Annotated in this window: 15 protein-coding genes, 1 tRNA gene and 1 pseudogene; 11 read left to right on the top strand and 6 right to left on the bottom strand. The window is 71.8% G+C overall.

Annotated elements, in window-relative coordinates; all coding sequences use genetic code 11:
* Window positions 1-16: 16 nt before the first annotated feature.
* Window positions 17-922 (top strand): NADP-dependent oxidoreductase, encoded by a 906-nt coding sequence (locus D0D15_RS07875; protein WP_094006604.1) that lies wholly within the window; start codon window positions 17-19, stop codon window positions 920-922.
* Here the strand turns inward: D0D15_RS07875 and D0D15_RS07870 are convergent.
* Entirely contained in the window at window positions 919-1,320 is a 402-nt protein-coding gene (locus tag D0D15_RS07870; protein WP_094006603.1) for a VOC family protein, read from the bottom strand. The genes D0D15_RS07875 and D0D15_RS07870 overlap by 4 nt on opposite strands.
* On the opposite strand from D0D15_RS07870, the gene D0D15_RS07865 reads away from it, so the two are divergent.
* Complete coding sequence (locus D0D15_RS07865; RefSeq protein ID WP_094006602.1) at window positions 1,310-2,341, top strand: RluA family pseudouridine synthase; 1,032 nt, start codon at window positions 1,310-1,312, stop codon at window positions 2,339-2,341. The genes D0D15_RS07870 and D0D15_RS07865 overlap by 11 nt on opposite strands.
* Here the strand turns inward: D0D15_RS07865 and D0D15_RS07860 are convergent.
* A pseudogene (locus tag D0D15_RS07860) lies at window positions 2,341-2,681 on the bottom strand (hypothetical protein); the annotation flags it as partial. The gene D0D15_RS07865 and the pseudogene D0D15_RS07860 overlap by 1 nt on opposite strands.
* Here D0D15_RS07860 and D0D15_RS36545 point away from each other — a divergent pair.
* Together D0D15_RS36545 and D0D15_RS36540 are read left to right on the top strand one after the other, a co-directional pair.
* A complete protein-coding gene (locus D0D15_RS36545) occupies window positions 2,655-3,035 on the top strand; it encodes a TetR/AcrR family transcriptional regulator (protein WP_198958278.1) in 381 nt (126 codons plus the stop codon). The pseudogene D0D15_RS07860 and the gene D0D15_RS36545 sit on opposite strands and share 27 nt — an antisense overlap.
* A complete protein-coding gene (locus D0D15_RS36540; protein ID WP_198958277.1) occupies window positions 3,020-3,214 on the top strand; it encodes a TetR-like C-terminal domain-containing protein in 195 nt (64 codons plus the stop codon). Before D0D15_RS36545 ends, D0D15_RS36540 begins: the two co-directional genes overlap by 16 nt.
* Before the next feature lie 54 nt (window positions 3,215-3,268).
* Here D0D15_RS36540 and D0D15_RS35880 read toward each other — a convergent pair whose 3' ends face one another.
* Window positions 3,269-4,150, bottom strand: a complete 882-nt coding sequence (locus tag D0D15_RS35880) for a CPBP family intramembrane glutamic endopeptidase (protein ID WP_158224449.1) — start codon at window positions 4,148-4,150, stop codon at window positions 3,269-3,271.
* 141 nt (window positions 4,151-4,291) lie between these two features.
* Here D0D15_RS35880 and D0D15_RS35875 point away from each other — a divergent pair, with 141 nt between their 5' ends.
* A complete protein-coding gene (locus tag D0D15_RS35875; protein ID WP_143266215.1) occupies window positions 4,292-4,882 on the top strand; it encodes a TetR/AcrR family transcriptional regulator in 591 nt (196 codons plus the stop codon).
* 124 nt (window positions 4,883-5,006) lie between these two features.
* On the opposite strand, the gene D0D15_RS07845 is transcribed toward D0D15_RS35875, so the two are convergent.
* Window positions 5,007-5,079, bottom strand: a tRNA-Arg gene (locus D0D15_RS07845).
* A gap of 189 nt (window positions 5,080-5,268) precedes the next feature.
* Here D0D15_RS07845 and D0D15_RS07840 point away from each other — a divergent pair.
* Window positions 5,269-6,186: a cation diffusion facilitator family transporter gene (locus D0D15_RS07840; RefSeq protein ID WP_094006600.1), complete on the top strand. Its 918-nt coding sequence runs from the start codon at window positions 5,269-5,271 to the stop codon at window positions 6,184-6,186.
* A 279-nt stretch (window positions 6,187-6,465) separates the two neighbouring features.
* Here D0D15_RS07840 and D0D15_RS07835 read toward each other — a convergent pair whose 3' ends face one another.
* Both D0D15_RS07835 and D0D15_RS07830 read right to left on the bottom strand, forming a co-directional pair.
* Complete coding sequence (locus D0D15_RS07835) at window positions 6,466-7,167, bottom strand: DUF305 domain-containing protein (protein ID WP_094006599.1); 702 nt, start codon at window positions 7,165-7,167, stop codon at window positions 6,466-6,468.
* 5 nt (window positions 7,168-7,172) lie between these two features.
* Entirely contained in the window at window positions 7,173-7,976 is an 804-nt protein-coding gene (locus D0D15_RS07830) for a DUF3105 domain-containing protein (RefSeq protein ID WP_162830524.1), read from the bottom strand.
* 102 nt (window positions 7,977-8,078) lie between these two features.
* Here D0D15_RS07830 and argS point away from each other — a divergent pair, with 102 nt between their 5' ends.
* Genes argS through thrB form a run of 5 tightly spaced genes read left to right on the top strand, consistent with a single transcriptional unit; the run spans window position 8,079 to window position 14,429 of the window.
* Window positions 8,079-9,734, top strand: a complete 1,656-nt coding sequence (argS, locus tag D0D15_RS07825) for an arginine--tRNA ligase (protein ID WP_094006598.1) — start codon at window positions 8,079-8,081, stop codon at window positions 9,732-9,734.
* Between the two features lie 6 nt (window positions 9,735-9,740).
* Window positions 9,741-11,177, top strand: a complete 1,437-nt coding sequence (gene lysA / locus D0D15_RS07820) for a diaminopimelate decarboxylase (protein ID WP_115944333.1) — start codon at window positions 9,741-9,743, stop codon at window positions 11,175-11,177.
* A gap of 5 nt (window positions 11,178-11,182) precedes the next feature.
* Complete coding sequence (locus D0D15_RS07815; RefSeq protein ID WP_094006596.1) at window positions 11,183-12,490, top strand: homoserine dehydrogenase; 1,308 nt, start codon at window positions 11,183-11,185, stop codon at window positions 12,488-12,490.
* Window positions 12,487-13,551, top strand: coding sequence for a threonine synthase (gene thrC / locus D0D15_RS07810; RefSeq protein WP_115944332.1), 1,065 nt, complete (start codon window positions 12,487-12,489; stop codon window positions 13,549-13,551). The genes D0D15_RS07815 and thrC overlap by 4 nt, the downstream gene beginning before the upstream one ends.
* Entirely contained in the window at window positions 13,548-14,429 is an 882-nt protein-coding gene (gene thrB / locus D0D15_RS07805; RefSeq protein WP_094006594.1) for a homoserine kinase, read from the top strand. Before thrC ends, thrB begins: the two co-directional genes overlap by 4 nt.
* Window positions 14,430-14,775 lie beyond the last annotated feature (346 nt).

The following is a 14,775-nucleotide window of genomic DNA, read 5'->3' as shown; positions in this document are numbered from 1 at the left end:
GACCGTTGCCGCGAACATGAAGGCAATCGCACTGCAGGAGTACGGCTCGGCGGACGACCTCCGGCTGGTCGACCTCCCGGACCCCAAGGTCGGCCCGGCGGAAGTGCTGGTCAGGGTCAAGGCGGCCGGCGTCAACCCGGTCGACTGGAAGCTCGCGGGCGGCGGGCTGGACGCCCTGATGGAGGTCCGGTTCCCGCTCGTGCCCGGGTGGGACGTCGCGGGTGTGGTCGAGAAGGTCGGGCTGGACGCGGGGGAGTTCGCCGTCGGCGACGAGGTCTTCGGCTACATCCGCAAGGACTGGGTGCAGCAGGGCGCGTACGCGGAACTGGTGACGGCGCACGTCCGCATGCTCGCGAAGAAGCCCCGGTCGCTGGACTGGGCGCAGGCCGCGGGCGTGCCGCTGGCCGGCCAGACCGCGTACCGGTCGCTCAAGCGCGTTGGGCTCCAGGCCGGTGAGACGGTGCTGATCCACGCGGCCGCGGGCGGCGTCGGCTCGTTCGGCACGCAGATCGCGGTCGCCCTGGGCGCGCGGGTGATCGGCACGGCGAGCGAGCGCAACCACGACTACCTGCGCGCGCTGGGTGCCGAGCCGGTCACCTACGGCGAGGGCCTGGCCGAGCGGCTGCGCGAGCTCGGCCCGATCGACGCCGCGGTGGACTTCGTCGGCGGTGACGCGGTGCAGATCTCCCGCGAATTCGTGAGCGCCGACCGGATCGCCTCGATCGCCGACCCGGAGGTCGGCCCCCACGGCTACGTGTGGGTCCGCCCGGACGGCGCGGAGCTGGCCGAGCTGGCCCGCCTGGCCGACGACGGCAAGCTCACGGTGCACGTCGATCAGGCCCTGCCACTCGCCGAGGCCGCCGAAGCGTGGCGGCTGAGCCAGTCCGGACGCACGCGCGGGAAGATCGTTCTGACCGTCTAGGCGACGAAGACGCAGAACGGGTGCCCGGCCGGATCGGCGTAGACGTAGAGCGGTTCGTCGGGATCGTCGCTGCGGTCGCGCAGCAGCCGGGCGCCCAGCCGCAGCACCCGCTCGTGCTGGGCCGCCAGGTCCGACTTCCTCGGCACCGTCAGGTCGAGGTGCAGCTGCTGCGGCACCGGGCCGTCCGGCCACGTCGCCTCCGGCAGGGCGTCGACCTGCTGGAAGGCCAGCTGCGGGATCCCGTCCGGGGTGCGCAGCACGAGCCAGTCGGCCGGGCCGTCCTCGTCGCCCGGCCGGTACACCAGCCCGAGCAGCTCGCGGTAGAACTCCGCGAGCCGCCGGGCGTCGGTGCAGTCGAGGACGACCTGGCGGAACATCGGCAGGGTCATGCCGATCATCCTGCCGCAGCCCGTCCCCGTCGGCTGGGCGACGCCGGACTACCCTGGCGTGGTGGCCGAACCCGCCCCGCTCCCGCAGCGCCACGGGCTCGACCCGGCCCGGCTGAAGCTGCCCGCCGAGGGGCCGTGGGCCACGATCCGCGACCACCTCGCCGAGCGCCTCACGCGCCTGCCCGAGGGGCGGCTCGACGAGATGCTCGCCGAGGGCCGGATCGTCGGCGCGGACGGGCCGGTCACCGCGGACACGCCGTTCCGGCCGGGCGCGTCCGTGTGGTTCCACCGCGACCTGCCCGACGAGGTGCCCGTGCCGTTCCCGATCGGCGTCGTGCACCGCGACGAGCACCTCGTCGTGGTCGACAAACCGCACTTCCTGGCCACCATCCCGCGCGGGCGGCACGTGCTGGAGACGGCGCTCGTCCGGCTGCGGCGCGACCTCGGACTGCCCGAGCTCAGCCCCGCGCACCGGCTGGACCGCGTCACCGCCGGGCTGCTGATGTTCGTCACGCGGCGCGAACACCGCGGCCGCTACCAGACGCTGTTCCGCGATCGCCGCGTCGCCAAGGAGTACGAGGCGATCGCCCGGCACGATCCCGCCCTCGACCTGCCCGTGGTCGTGCGCAGCCGGATCGTCAAGGACCGCGGGAGCATCACGGCCCGCGAAGAACCCGGCCCGGTCAACGCGGAAACCCGGATCGAACTGCTCGAGCACGCCCGCGGCCTCGGCCGCTACCGGCTGGTCCCGGCGACCGGGCGCACGCACCAGCTGCGGGTGCACATGGCCGGCCTGGGCATCCCGATCCTCGGCGACCGCTTCTACCCCACGCTGACCGAAACCGGCCTCGACGACTTCACCCGCCCACTGCAGCTGCTGGCGAAGACGCTGGCGTTCCGCGACCCCGTGACGGGGGAAGAACGCCACTTCACCAGCAGGCTCACGCTGGGCGCCTGGATGTCCTATCCGGACTGGGCGGTCAGGGCGAAGCCGGCCGGCCACATCGGACCGTCGTCGAGCGACGCCTAGTCACTGAACCCGAGGGTGGCGTAGCTGGCCTTGAACTTCTCCGCGCTCTGGAAGAAGCACACGACCTTGCCGTCCAGCGCGTAGGCGGACATCCCGTACCACAGCTTCGGTTCCAGGACCGGCGCGGCGGCCCTGACCACGGGGTGGACGCGCCGGCCATCGTTCTGTCCGACGGTGCCATGTCCGCGATCTTCGCGAGCACGTCCTGCTCGGCCTGCGCCGCCTTGTCCGCCCGGGAGCCGCGACGGGCCGCGGCCTTCAGCTCCTTCGAGTGGTCCTGCATCGCGGTTCGTTCCTCCGCCGTGAAGCCCTCGTGCTTCACGCTCGCACTGCTGCCCATGATGATCTCCTCCGGAATTACCGGCACGCACCGTGCAGGACCGACCAGCCTCGGCGCCGGGGCGCCGCACGGACGGACGAGCTGCTGCAGGCGACGCTCGACCTGGCCACCGAGGCCGGGTACGCGGGCCTGAACATCGAGGCGGTCGCGCTCCGCGCCGGCGTCGGGAAGCACACGATCTACCGGCGCTGGCTGTCGATGGCCGCGATCCTGCTGGACGCGCTCAGCCGGGTGTGGACGACCGACCTGGACTACCACGACGCCGGCGACGTCCGGGCCGACCTGCGCGAGCGGGTCCTGCGGTCGGCGCCCGCGCTCTCCCAGCCGCCGATCGGCCGGTGTACCGCGCGGTGATCGCCGGGGCCCAGTCCGACGCCGAGTTGCGGGCGACCCTGCACGAGCGGTTCCTGGCGACCGTCGAACAGAGCACCTTCGATCGGATCGTCCGGGCCCAGCCTTCCGGGGAACTGGTCGCCGACGCTGATCTGCGCTTCCCGGCCGAGGTTCTCTGCGGCACCCTGTACTACCGCTAGTTGCTGTCCACCAAGCCGATCGACGAGGAGGCCGCGACCAACCTGGTGGACATGTCATGGCCGCCTGCGGAACCGGCTCGCGGTCCTGACGCGGGATCGCCGGCCGAGCAACAGGAACATCGCGCCGGTCAGCAGCAGAAACCCGGGCACCAGCAGCAGGGCGTCGGGGGTGGTGGGGGTAGCGGACCAGCCGGCGGACCGCGCCGCGCCGTCCAGCGTGGTACGCACGACCGTCAGGTAGGTCAGGTGCAGGGCGATGGACGTCCACAACGAACCGGTGGTGATCCGGGCGATCAGCAGCACCGCGCCGAAGATCGGATAGAGGACCGCGTACGAGACCGGATCCGAACCCACCGGGGCGAACGCGGGCGCCGGCACCTCGATGCCCAGCAGCGCACCCACCCACGCGTGAACCACCGATGACCCCGCGCCGGTGAACGTGAACAACACCACCGTGACGAGGAAAGCCACCCACCGGCGCAACGCCTGATCGAGCGTGTCGTAGACGTAGCCGCGGAAGACCAGCTCCTCCGGGAACGCCTCGAGCGCGACGGCGATCAGCGCGTTGACGACGACGAACTCGACGAGTCTCGCCGCGTCGAGCGGTCCCCACGCCAGCCACCCCGCCCACGTGCCGGCACCGAGCAGCGCGGCCGCCGAACCGCCCGTGACCAGCACCCCGAGCCCGAACGACCGCAGGCCCGCCGCGGGGCCGGTGAGGCCGAGCCCGGACATCGGCCGGTGGTCCACCCCGCGGCGGAGTAGCACGATCAGCGACACGGCGAGCACGAGGCAGATCACCGCGGCCAGTGCCTGCCGGGGGACGCCGTCCAGGCCGGTGCGGCTGTGCACCGCTTGCGCGATCGCGCCCGCGGTGCCGAGCGCCCCGGCCATCACGCACGTCCCCGCCAGCGCCATCACCAACGCTCGTGCCACGACCCGGGCCCGAGTCGCTCGCTCTGGTGCCCCGTTCGCCCCCGTCCGCGTGCCCACCGTGTCCCCCTCCGCCATCGGTTTTATTTCGGTCGACTGTACAGAAACAAGCCCTCGGGTAGAAATGTCGGATGAGGAGGAGTCGTGCCGAAGATCGTTGACCACGAGCAGCGCCGCTGGGAGCTGGTGCGAGCGGTGTGGCGGGTCATCCGCGAGCGAGGCGTGCAGGGCGCGTCGATCCGCTCGATCGCCCATGCGGCCGGGTGGTCCCCGAGCTTGGTCCAGTACTACTTCTCCACCCAGGCCGAGCTGTTGCTGTTCGCCCTGCGTGCGATCTCCGAGGAGACCGAACGCCGCCTGACCGAGCTGGAGTCGCCCCCCGACCCCCGCGACCGGGCGCTGACCCAGCTCGAACGACTGCTCCCGATGGACCCGGACTCCTACGTGGCGACCGAGATCTGGGTGGCGTTCCTGTCCCTGGTGCTGGTCGACACCGAAGCCAGAGCCTTGCACGAGGAAGCTCACCACCGGTTGGCCTGCCTGTGCCGCGAACTGCTCGACGGGATGTCCGCGACCGGGCAGCTCGCCCCGGACGTCGATCTCGACCTCGAAGCCGGCCTGCTCCACGCGCTGTTCGACGGCCTCGCCGTGCACGCGGTCACCGTTCCGGACCAGATGCCCGCCACCCGAATCCGGCACCTGCTCGAACGCCACCTCGACCGCCTCCGCGGATGAGCACCCGGACGGCGGCAACGGGGTGATGGTTGATCGGAGCAGGCAATCGGCACGAGGTGACGGCTGTGCGCACATGAATCAGCCCCTACCGCGTTCCCGCTGGTAGGGGCTGGCTTCGAGGGGGTGCCCTCGGCAGGATTCGAACCTGCGACACCTGCCTCCGGAGGGCAGTGCTCTATCCCCTGAGCTACGAGGGCCCATCGCTGGGCGACGTGACACAGCCTAGCGCACCGGTGTTTTCGCCCCGTGAGTGGCTACCCCTTTGTGGGGAGCGGCAGGGGTGCCGCTCGGTTAGGCTGCTCGAAGAAGGGTAGCCTTACCTGCTTTTGCACACATGCGCATATCACTATATATTCCGGCTGCGGGACAGAGGAGGACACCAGCGCATGGGACACGGCCACGGACACGGGCACCAACCACCCGGTAGCGCGTCCGCTCGCTATCTGCCCCGGCTCGCCGCGGCGCTCGGGATCGGGGTCGCCTTCCTGGTGCTCGAGGCGGTCGTCGGGGTGGTCACCGGGTCGCTGGCGTTGATCTCCGACGCCGGGCACATGCTCACCGACGTCCTCGGGCTCGCGATGGCCCTCACGGCGATCGTCCTGGCGCGGCGGTCCGGGCCGACCTACCGGCGGACCTTCGGGCTCTACCGGGCCGAGGTGCTCGCCGCGCTGGCCAACGCCGTCCTGCTCTTCGGGGTGGCCGGTTACGTGATCTACGAGGCGGTCGAGCGGCTCGCGAACCCGCCCGAGGTGCCCGGCCTGCCCGTGCTGCTCGTGGCGGTCGGTGGTCTCGCCGCGAACGTCGTGGCCTTCGCGCTGCTCCGCGACGGCTCCAAGGAGAGCCTCAACCTGCGTGGCGCGTACCTGGAAGTCCTCGCGGACATGATCGGCTCGATCGGCGTCCTCGTCAGCGGCGTGATCACCCTGACGACCGGCTGGCGCTACGCGGACGCCCTCATCGGTGTCGCGATCGGACTGTTCGTGCTGCCGCGCACGTTCACCCTCGCCCGGCGCGCGCTGCGCATCCTGTTCCAGCACGCCCCTGCCGACGTGGACGTCGAACGGATCTCCGCGGATCTGACGGCGCTGGCCGGCGTGTGCGACGTGCACGACCTGCACGTGTGGACGCTCACCTCGGGCATGGAGGTCGCCTCGGCGCACCTCACGCTGGAGCACGAAGCCGAACCGGCCGAGGTGCTCGCCGCCGCGCAGACGCTCCTCAAGGACGACTACTCGATCGAGCACGCCACCCTGCAGTGCGAACCGCGCGAGTCGGCGTCCCGCTGCCAGGAACTCAGCTGGTGATCACGCGAACGCGGAACTCGCGCACCTGACCGTGGGGCTCGCGGGCCTGAGCGTGGGGCTCGCGGGCCTGAGCGTGGGGCTCGCGGGCCTGAGCGTGGGGCTCGCGGGCCTGAGCGTGGGGCTCGCGGGCCTGAGCGTGGGGCTCGCGGGCCTGAGCGTGGGGCTCGCGGGCCTGAGCGTGGGGCTCGCGAGCCTGAACGTGGAACTCGCGTACCCGAGCGTGGGACTCGCCCGCTGGAACGTGGGACTCGCGAACCTGAGCGGGGGACTCGCGGCTGGTTACGGGAACGGCAGCGGCTGCGCGCCCCGCGCGGTGAGCATGTCCCGCATCACCGTCATCTCCGCGCCCTGCGACGTCAGGATGCTCTGCGTCAGCGCCTTCACCGCCGGCACGGTCGTGTGATCGTGCGCGTACTGCGCCATCTCCGTACCACCCTGGTGGTGCCGCAGCATCAACTGCAGGAAATAGACGTCCAGCTCGGTCCCGGACAGCGACCGCAGCTTCGCCAGCTCGTCGTTGGTCGCCATGCCGGGCATCGGCGCCCCGGCCGCCGCGGCTGACGACGGCGGCGCCATCGCCGCGTGGCCGTGCCCCGCGTCGGACGTCATCCACGTCATGTACTCGCCGGTGGCCTGCTCCGGCTGACCCCACAGCATCAGCCAGCCCTTCATCCGGCCGACCTGCTCCCGCTGCGTGGACTCGATGTCGAAAGCCAGCTGCTCCAGCTGCGGATCGCTGGTGTGGCCCCGCTCCCAGCTCGCCATCGTCACGGCCTGCAGGTGGTGCACCGACATGTCCTGCGCGAACCCGACCTCGACCGAGCCCGCGCCGGGCGTGGCGGCGGACTCCGGACGCAGCGCGGTCTGCGTCAGGAACATCCCGAGCACCACGCCGACCAGCAGCACCACGATCACCGACGCGCCGATGACGACCGGCCGGGATCCCGGCCGGTCCGCCACCGGAGCTTCGTCGTCCGCCATCAGGATCAGGACGTCGGGGCGGAGCTGGGCATCCCGGTGTCCTGCTGCGTGCCGGCCGAGCCCTGGTAGTCCATCGGCTTCGCGTCCGGGCCGGGCGGCGTCGGGTCGAACGGCGGCGGGTTGTCCGGGTCGAAGGCGCCCGCGCCCAGCGCGTCGCACGAGGCGCCGACCTCCGGGTAGGTGTTCTGGTTGGTCCGCAGCGCGGTGATGAACTGGTCGATCCGCTCGTCGGTGGCCGAGTCGAGCTTCAGCTGGTGACCCCACGACTGCAGCGAGACCGGCTTGTCCAGGCCGGGGTAGGGCGACATCATCGTGTACGGCTTGCCCTCGACCTTGGACTTGAGCGTGTTCAGCGCGTCACCGGTCACCTGGTCGGGGTTGTAGGCGATCCACACCGCACCGTGTTCGAGCGAGTGCACCATGTTCTCGGTGCGCACCGCGACCGGGTACACGACGCCGTTGCACGCCGCCCAGTAGCCGTCGTGCGGGCCGCCGTAGGGCGGGGTGTGGTCGTAGGCCACCCGCTCGGTCGGCAGGACGTGCACGCTGGCCTGGTACTGGCCGGTGACGATGCCCGGGATGCTCAGCGACGGGTCCGGCTTGTCCGCCGTGGGCGCCCAGCTGGCCAGCGCGCGCTTGGGCGCCGACTGGACCAGGTAGTACCCGACCACCACGGCGGCGAGCGCGACCACCGCGACCACCGAGACGATCGTGCCCCAGGGCACACCCTTCTTGGACACCACCGAGCCGCGGGCCGCCTTCACGCTGCCCTTCTTCGGTGCGCCCTTCTTCTTCGTGCCGCTGGCCATGGCTCCCGCGTCTCCCGTCAAGTGGATATACCCGGGTAGAGTTTAGGGACCCCGTGTTCGGTCCCTGTCAACGGCCGAGGTCGTGGCCCTTACACTCGGCTGGTGACTCCCGAGGCCCTAGCTGACCTGGTCCGTACGTCCGCCGCGCAGGTGCTTTCCGCCCGAGGCGCCGACACCGCCGTGCTCCCCGCCGCGGTGACGGTCGAGCGCCCGCGCAACCCGGAACACGGAGACTACGCCACCAACGTCGCGTTGCAGGTGGCGAAGAAGGCCGGCCTGGCCCCGCGCGACTTCGCCCAGGACCTGGCCGACGCGCTCGCGGCCGCCGACGGCATCGCCTCCGCGGAGATCGCCGGCCCCGGTTTCGTGAACCTCCGGCTGGCCGCCGACGCCCAGGGTGAGCAGATCCGCCAGGTGCTCACCCTCGGCGACGCCTACGGCCGCGGTGACGCGCTGGCCGGACGCAAGATCAACCTGGAGTTCGTCTCGGCCAACCCGACCGGCCCGGTCCACCTGGGCGGCACCCGCTGGGCGGCGGTGGGCGACGCGCTCGGCCGCGTCCTGGAGTCGCAGGGCGCCGAGGTTACCCGCGAGTACTACTTCAACGACGCCGGCGCGCAGATCGACCGGTTCGTCCGGTCCCTGATCGCGGCCGCGAAGGGCGAGCCCGCGCCGGAGGACGGCTACGCCGGCGCCTACATCACCGACATCGCCGCCGAGGTGCTGCGCCAGGAGCCCAGCGCGCTGTCGCTGCCCGAGACCGAGCGCCACGAGACCTTCCGGCGCGTGGGCGTCGAGCTGATGTTCGGCGAGATCAAGAAGAGCCTGCACGAGTTCGGCACGGACTTCGACGTCTACTTCCACGAGGACTCGCTCCACCAGTCCGGCGCGGTGGAGAAGGCGGTCGAGGGCCTGAAGGAGAACGGCCGCCTCTACCACGCCGACGGCGCCTGGTGGCTGCGCTCCACCGAGTTCGGTGACGACAAGGACCGCGTGGTCATCAAGAGCGACGGCGCCCCCGCCTACATCGCCGGTGACATCGCCTACCTGCAGGACAAGATCGGCCGCGGCTTCGACCTGTGCATCTACATGCTCGGCGCGGACCACCACGGCTACATCGCCCGGCTCAAGGCCGCCGCGTCCGCGATGGGCCACGACCCGGCCGTCGTCGAGGTGCTGATCGGCCAGCTGGTGAACCTGGTCAGCGAGGGCAAGCCGGTCCGGATGAGCAAGCGCGCCGGCACGGTGATCACCATGGAGGACCTGGTCGAGGCCGTGGGCGTGGACGCCGCCCGCTACGAGCTGACCCGCTACTCGGTCGACTCCAGCATCGACATCGACCTCGACCTGCTGCGCAAGAGCAGCGACGAGAACCCGGTGTACTACGTGCAGTACGCGCACGCCCGGCTCGCCTCGCTCCAGCGCCACGCCGCCGACCTCGGACTGAAGTTCGACAACGACGCAGACTTCGGGCTGCTCACCCTCGACCGCGAGGGTGACCTCATCCGCACGATCGGGGAGTTCCCGACGGTCGTGCAGCGCGCCGCCGAGCTGCGTGAACCGCACCGCGTGGCGCGCTACCTGGAAAGCCTCGCCGGCGCGTTCCACAAGTTCTACGCCGTCGCGCAGGTCCTGCCCAAGGGCGACGAGGAGGCCACCCCGCTCACCTACGCCCGGCTCGCTCTGTGCGAGGCGGCGCGCCAGGTGTTCGCCAACGGCCTCGCCCTGCTCGGTGTCTCCGCTCCGGAACGGATGTAACCCCTCATGGCTCACCCCGCCGGCCCGCGGCACGCGGAGGTCTACCCGCACGCCGACAACTCCGGTTTCCCCCCGTCCAGTTCCGCCGAGCTCGACCGGCTCTACCCGAAGGTCTGGCCGCGCAACGCCTACCGCGCCCCGGACGGCGTCGTGCGCATCGCCGGCGTCGACGTGCGCGAGCTGGCCGAGACCTACGGCACGCCGCTGTTCGTCGTCGACGAGGCCGATTTCAAGTCGCGCTGCGCCGAGTACGCCGAGGCGTTCGACGACCCGTCGCTGGTGCACTACGCGGCCAAGGCGTTCCTGTGCACCGAGGTGGCCCGCTGGGTCGCCGCGCAGGGCCTGAGCCTGGACGTGGCCAGCGGCGGCGAGCTGGCCGTCGCGCTGCGCGCCGGGTTCCCGGCCGAGCGGATCACCTTCCACGGCAACAACAAGTCGGTCGCCGAGCTGGAGACCGCGGTCGGTGCCGGCGTCGGCACGGTCGTGCTGGACTCCTACTACGAGATCGCGCGGCTGGCCGACGTCGCCGCGCGGCTCGACGTCGAGCAGAAGGTGCTGATCCGCGTCACGGTCGGTGTCGAGGCGCACACGCACGAGTTCATCGCGACCGCCCACGAGGACCAGAAGTTCGGCTTCTCGCTGGCCGCGGGCGACGCCGCGGAGGCGGTGCGCCGGGTGCTCAACGCGCCGTCGCTGCGCCTGGTCGGGCTGCACAGCCACATCGGGTCGCAGATCTTCGACGCGGACGGCTTCGAGGTCGCCGCGCGCCGGGTCATCGGGCTGATGGCCGAGCTGGTCAAGGAGCACGGCGAGCAGCTGCTGGAGCAGCTGTCGCTGGTGGACCTCGGCGGTGGTTTCGGCATCGCCTACACCGACAAGGACAACCCGCCGCCGCCGGCGCAGATGATCACGCAGATCCGCGAGATCGTCCGCAAGGAGTGCGAGTTCGCCGGGCTGCCGGTGCCGCGCATCGCGGGCGAGCCGGGCCGCGCCATCGCCGGTCCGGGCACCGTCACGCTGTACGAGGTGGGCACCATCAAGGACGTGTCGCTGGGGGACAACGAGTCCCGGCGCTACGTCAGCGTGGACGGCGGCATGAGCGACAACATCCGCACGCCGCTCTACGACGCGGTGTACGACGTCCGGCTGGTGTCGCGCGCGAGTGACGACGGGGCCACCGACCAGGTCGGCGCGGCGCTGAGCCGCGTCGTGGGCAAGCACTGCGAGTCCGGCGACATCGTCGTGCGGGACTGCTGGCTGCCCGACACCCTCGCCCCGGGCGACCAGCTCGCCGTCGCCGCGACGGGCGCCTACTGCTACTCCATGGCCAGCAACTACAACCGGCAGCCGCGCCCGGCGGTCGTCGCGGTCCGCAACGGCAGCGCGCGGCTGCTGCTGCGCCGCGAGACGATCGACGACATGCTGCAGCTGGAGGTGTCGTGACTGAAATGTCCACTGTAGACGGCAAGACGGTGCGCGTGGCGCTGCTCGGCTGCGGCACGGTCGGCACCGAGGTCGCGCGCCTGCTCACCGAGCACGCCGACGAGCTGGCCGCCCGCGCCGGGGCTCCGGTCGAGCTGGCCGGCATCGCGGTGCGCCGCCCGGACAAGCACCCCGAGCTGCCGCAGCACCTGCTGACCAACGACGCCGCCGCGCTGGTGGAGTCCGATGTGGACGTCGTGGTCGAGCTGATCGGCGGCATCGACCCGGTGCGCGAATGGCTGCTCACCGCGCTGCGCAAGGGGAAGTCGGTCGTCACCGCGAACAAGGCGCTGCTGGCCGAGTACTCCGCGGAGCTGTTCGAGGCGGCCGACGCCAGCGGCGCCGACCTCTACTTCGAGGCCGCGGTGGCCGGGGCGATCCCGCTGCTGCGCCCGCTGCGCGAGTCGCTGGCCGGTGACCGCATCACCAAGGTGATGGGCATCGTCAACGGCACCACCAACTTCATCCTGTCCGCGATGGACTCCACGGGCGCCGGTTACGCCGAGACCCTGGACGAGGCCAGCCGCCTCGGCTACGCGGAGGCGGACCCGACCGCGGACGTGGACGGCTACGACGCCGCGTCCAAGGCGGCCATCCTCGCCTCGCTGGCCTTCCACACCCGCGTCACCGCGTCCGACGTGCACCGCGAGGGCATCTCGAACGTGTCGGCCTCCGACATCGCGGCGGCGAAGGCACTGGGCCGCACGGTGAAGCTGCTCTCGATCTGCGAACGCGTCGAGGGCGAGGACGGCACCGAGTCGGTGTCGGTGCGCGTGCACCCGGTGATGATCCCGCGCACCCACCCGCTGGCGAACGTGGGCGGCGCGTTCAACGCGGTGTTCGTCGAGGCCGACGCGGCGGGCAGCCTGATGTTCTACGGCCAGGGTGCCGGTGGCGCGCCGACGGCCAGCGCGGTGCTCGGCGACCTGGTCGCGGTGGCCCGCAACCGGGTGGTCGGCGGCCGCGGCCCGCGCGAGTCGGCGCACGCCCAGCTGCCGGTGCGGCCGATGGGCCAGACCCCGACGCGCTACCACGTCAGCCTCGACGTCGCCGACAAGCCGGGTGTCCTCGCCCAGGTCGCGCAGGTGTTCGCGGCGCACGAGGTGAGCATCGCCGCGGTCCGGCAGCGTGACCGGCACGACACGGCCAGCCTGGTCATCGTGACGCACCTCGCACCGGACGCGGCGCTGGAGGCGACCGTCGAGGCCATCGGGAAAATGGACGTCGTCAACGAGGTCGTGAGCGTGATGCGGGTGGAAGGCGAGGATTCATGACTGCGAAGGCCGGCTGGCCCGGGATCATCGAGGCGTACGCCGACCGGGTACCGGTGCCGGCCGGGGCGGAGGTCATCACCCTCGGCGAGGGCAACACGCCGCTGATGCCCGCCCCGCACCTGTCCGAGCTGACCGGCTCGACGGTCTACCTCAAGGTCGAGGGCGCCAACCCCACCGGGTCGTTCAAGGACCGCGGCATGACGGTGGCGATCACCCACGCCAAGGCCAGCGGCCTGCAGGCGGTCATCTGCGCCTCCACCGGCAACACCTCGGCCTCGGCCGCGGCCTACGCCGCGCGCGCCGGCCTGACCTGCGCGGTCCTCATCCCGCAGGGCAAGATCGCGATGGGCAAGCTCGCGCAGGCCATCCTGCACGGCGCCCGCATCCTGCAGATCGACGGCAACTTCGACGACTGCCTGGAGCTGGCCCGCAAGACCGCGATCGACCACCCGGTCACGCTGGTCAACTCGGTCAACCCGGTGCGGCTGATCGGTCAGAAGACCGCCGCCTGGGAGATCTGCGACGTGCTCGGCGAGGCGCCGGACATCCACTGCCTGCCGGTGGGCAACGCGGGCAACATCACCGCCTACTGGGCCGGGTACTCCGAGTACGCCGCCGACGGTGTGGTGAAGAACACCCCGCGCATGTTCGGGTTCCAGGCGGCCGGCGCCGCGCCGCTGGTCAAGGGTGAGCCGGTGCCCGAGCCGGAGACCATCGCGACCGCGATCCGCGTCGGCAGCCCGGCCTCGTGGGAGGGCGCGGTCAAGGCGAAGAACGCCTCCGGCGGCCTGTTCGAGGCGGTGACCGACGAGCAGATCCTCGCCGCGTACCGGCTGCTGGCCAGCAAGGAGGGCGTGTTCGTCGAGCCGGCGTCGGCGACCAGCTTCGCGGGCCTGCTCGCCACCGCCGCCGACGGCCGTCTGCCGAAGGGGTCGACCGTGGTGTGCACCGTCACCGGCCACGGCCTCAAGGACCCGGGCACCGCGCTGGAGGGCAACGTCGAGGTCGAGCCGCTGGCGGTGGACCCGCGGGCGGTGGCCGCCGCGCTGGAGCTGACGTGACCGCGTTGAAGGTGACCGTCCCGGCGTCGAGCGCGAACCTCGGCCCGGGCTTCGACGCGCTCGGGCTGGCGCTCGCGCTGCACGACGTCGTCGAGGTGCAGGTCACCGACGCCGGTCTCAAGGTCGAGGTGTTCGACGCCGGGGCCGGCGGGGTCGAGGACGTGCCGACCGACGAGACGCACCTGGTGGTGCGGGCGCTGCGGCGCGCGTGCGAGCACCTCGGCGTCACGCCGCCGGGGCTGCATCTGCGGTGCTTCAACAAGATCCCGCACGCGCGCGGGCTCGGGTCGTCGGCCGCGGCGGTGGTCTCCGGGATCGCCGCCGGGTACGCCCTGGCGGGCCGGTCCCTGGACGGCGACGCGGTCCAGCTGGCCGCCGAGTTCGAGGGGCACGCGGACAACGCCGCCGCCAGCCTGCTGGGTGGTTTCGTCCTGGCGTGGTGTGAGAAGGGCCGCTTCCACGCCGAACGGCTGACGCCGCACCCGTCGATCCGCCCGGTCGTGGCCGTGCCGTCGGTGAAGTCGTCGACCGAGGCGACGCGCGGGCTGCTGCCGGCGCAGGTGCCGCATCCCGACGCCGCGTTCTCCGCCGGCCGCGCGGCGCTGGCGGTGCACGCCCTGACCAGCGACCCGTCGCTGCTGCTGCCGGCCACCGAGGACCGCCTGCACCAGGACTACCGCGCCCCCGCCTACCCGGCGACCGGGCGCCTGGTGCGCGAGCTGCGGGCCGCCGGGGTCGCGGCGACGGTGTCCGGCGCCGGCCCGACCGTGCTGGCGCTCACGGTCGACGGAATAATTCCGGCCGCCGTGGACGTTGCAGGGTTCGAAGTCATCGAGCTGCCGGTCGACCAGACCGGGGTTCAGGTCACGGGCCGGTAGATTCCGTGCGGAGATTCGCGGCACGCCGGGGGGTGGTTGTTGCACCTCGTGCCCGGTCGGTCTACCCTCGGGGGCGTTCGATCACCGCGCGCAATCCGCACCCGGTGTCGGTCCCGGGGGTTCCATCCCGGATCGTATTCTCTCGTTGAGTCGATAATTCCGCATAGCTGGTGCAGGGATTGACCTAGGCGGGTTTCCGGTAGCTACGGTGACACGAATTCGGCGCGTTCCACCAGGAACACGCGAGAACCCCGTGTGGCGGCCCGGCCGCTGTGACCCGCGTGTCCCGGCCGGGGAAGCCACACCGGGCAGGAGCAGACCGTTCCGCGATCGGACGCGGGCGGTA

The organism is Amycolatopsis thermalba, from assembly GCF_003385215.1.
In the GTDB taxonomy this organism is placed as follows: Bacteria; Actinomycetota; Actinomycetes; order Mycobacteriales; family Pseudonocardiaceae; genus Amycolatopsis_E; species Amycolatopsis_E thermalba.
This window is presented reverse-complemented; position numbering and strand designations above follow the sequence as displayed.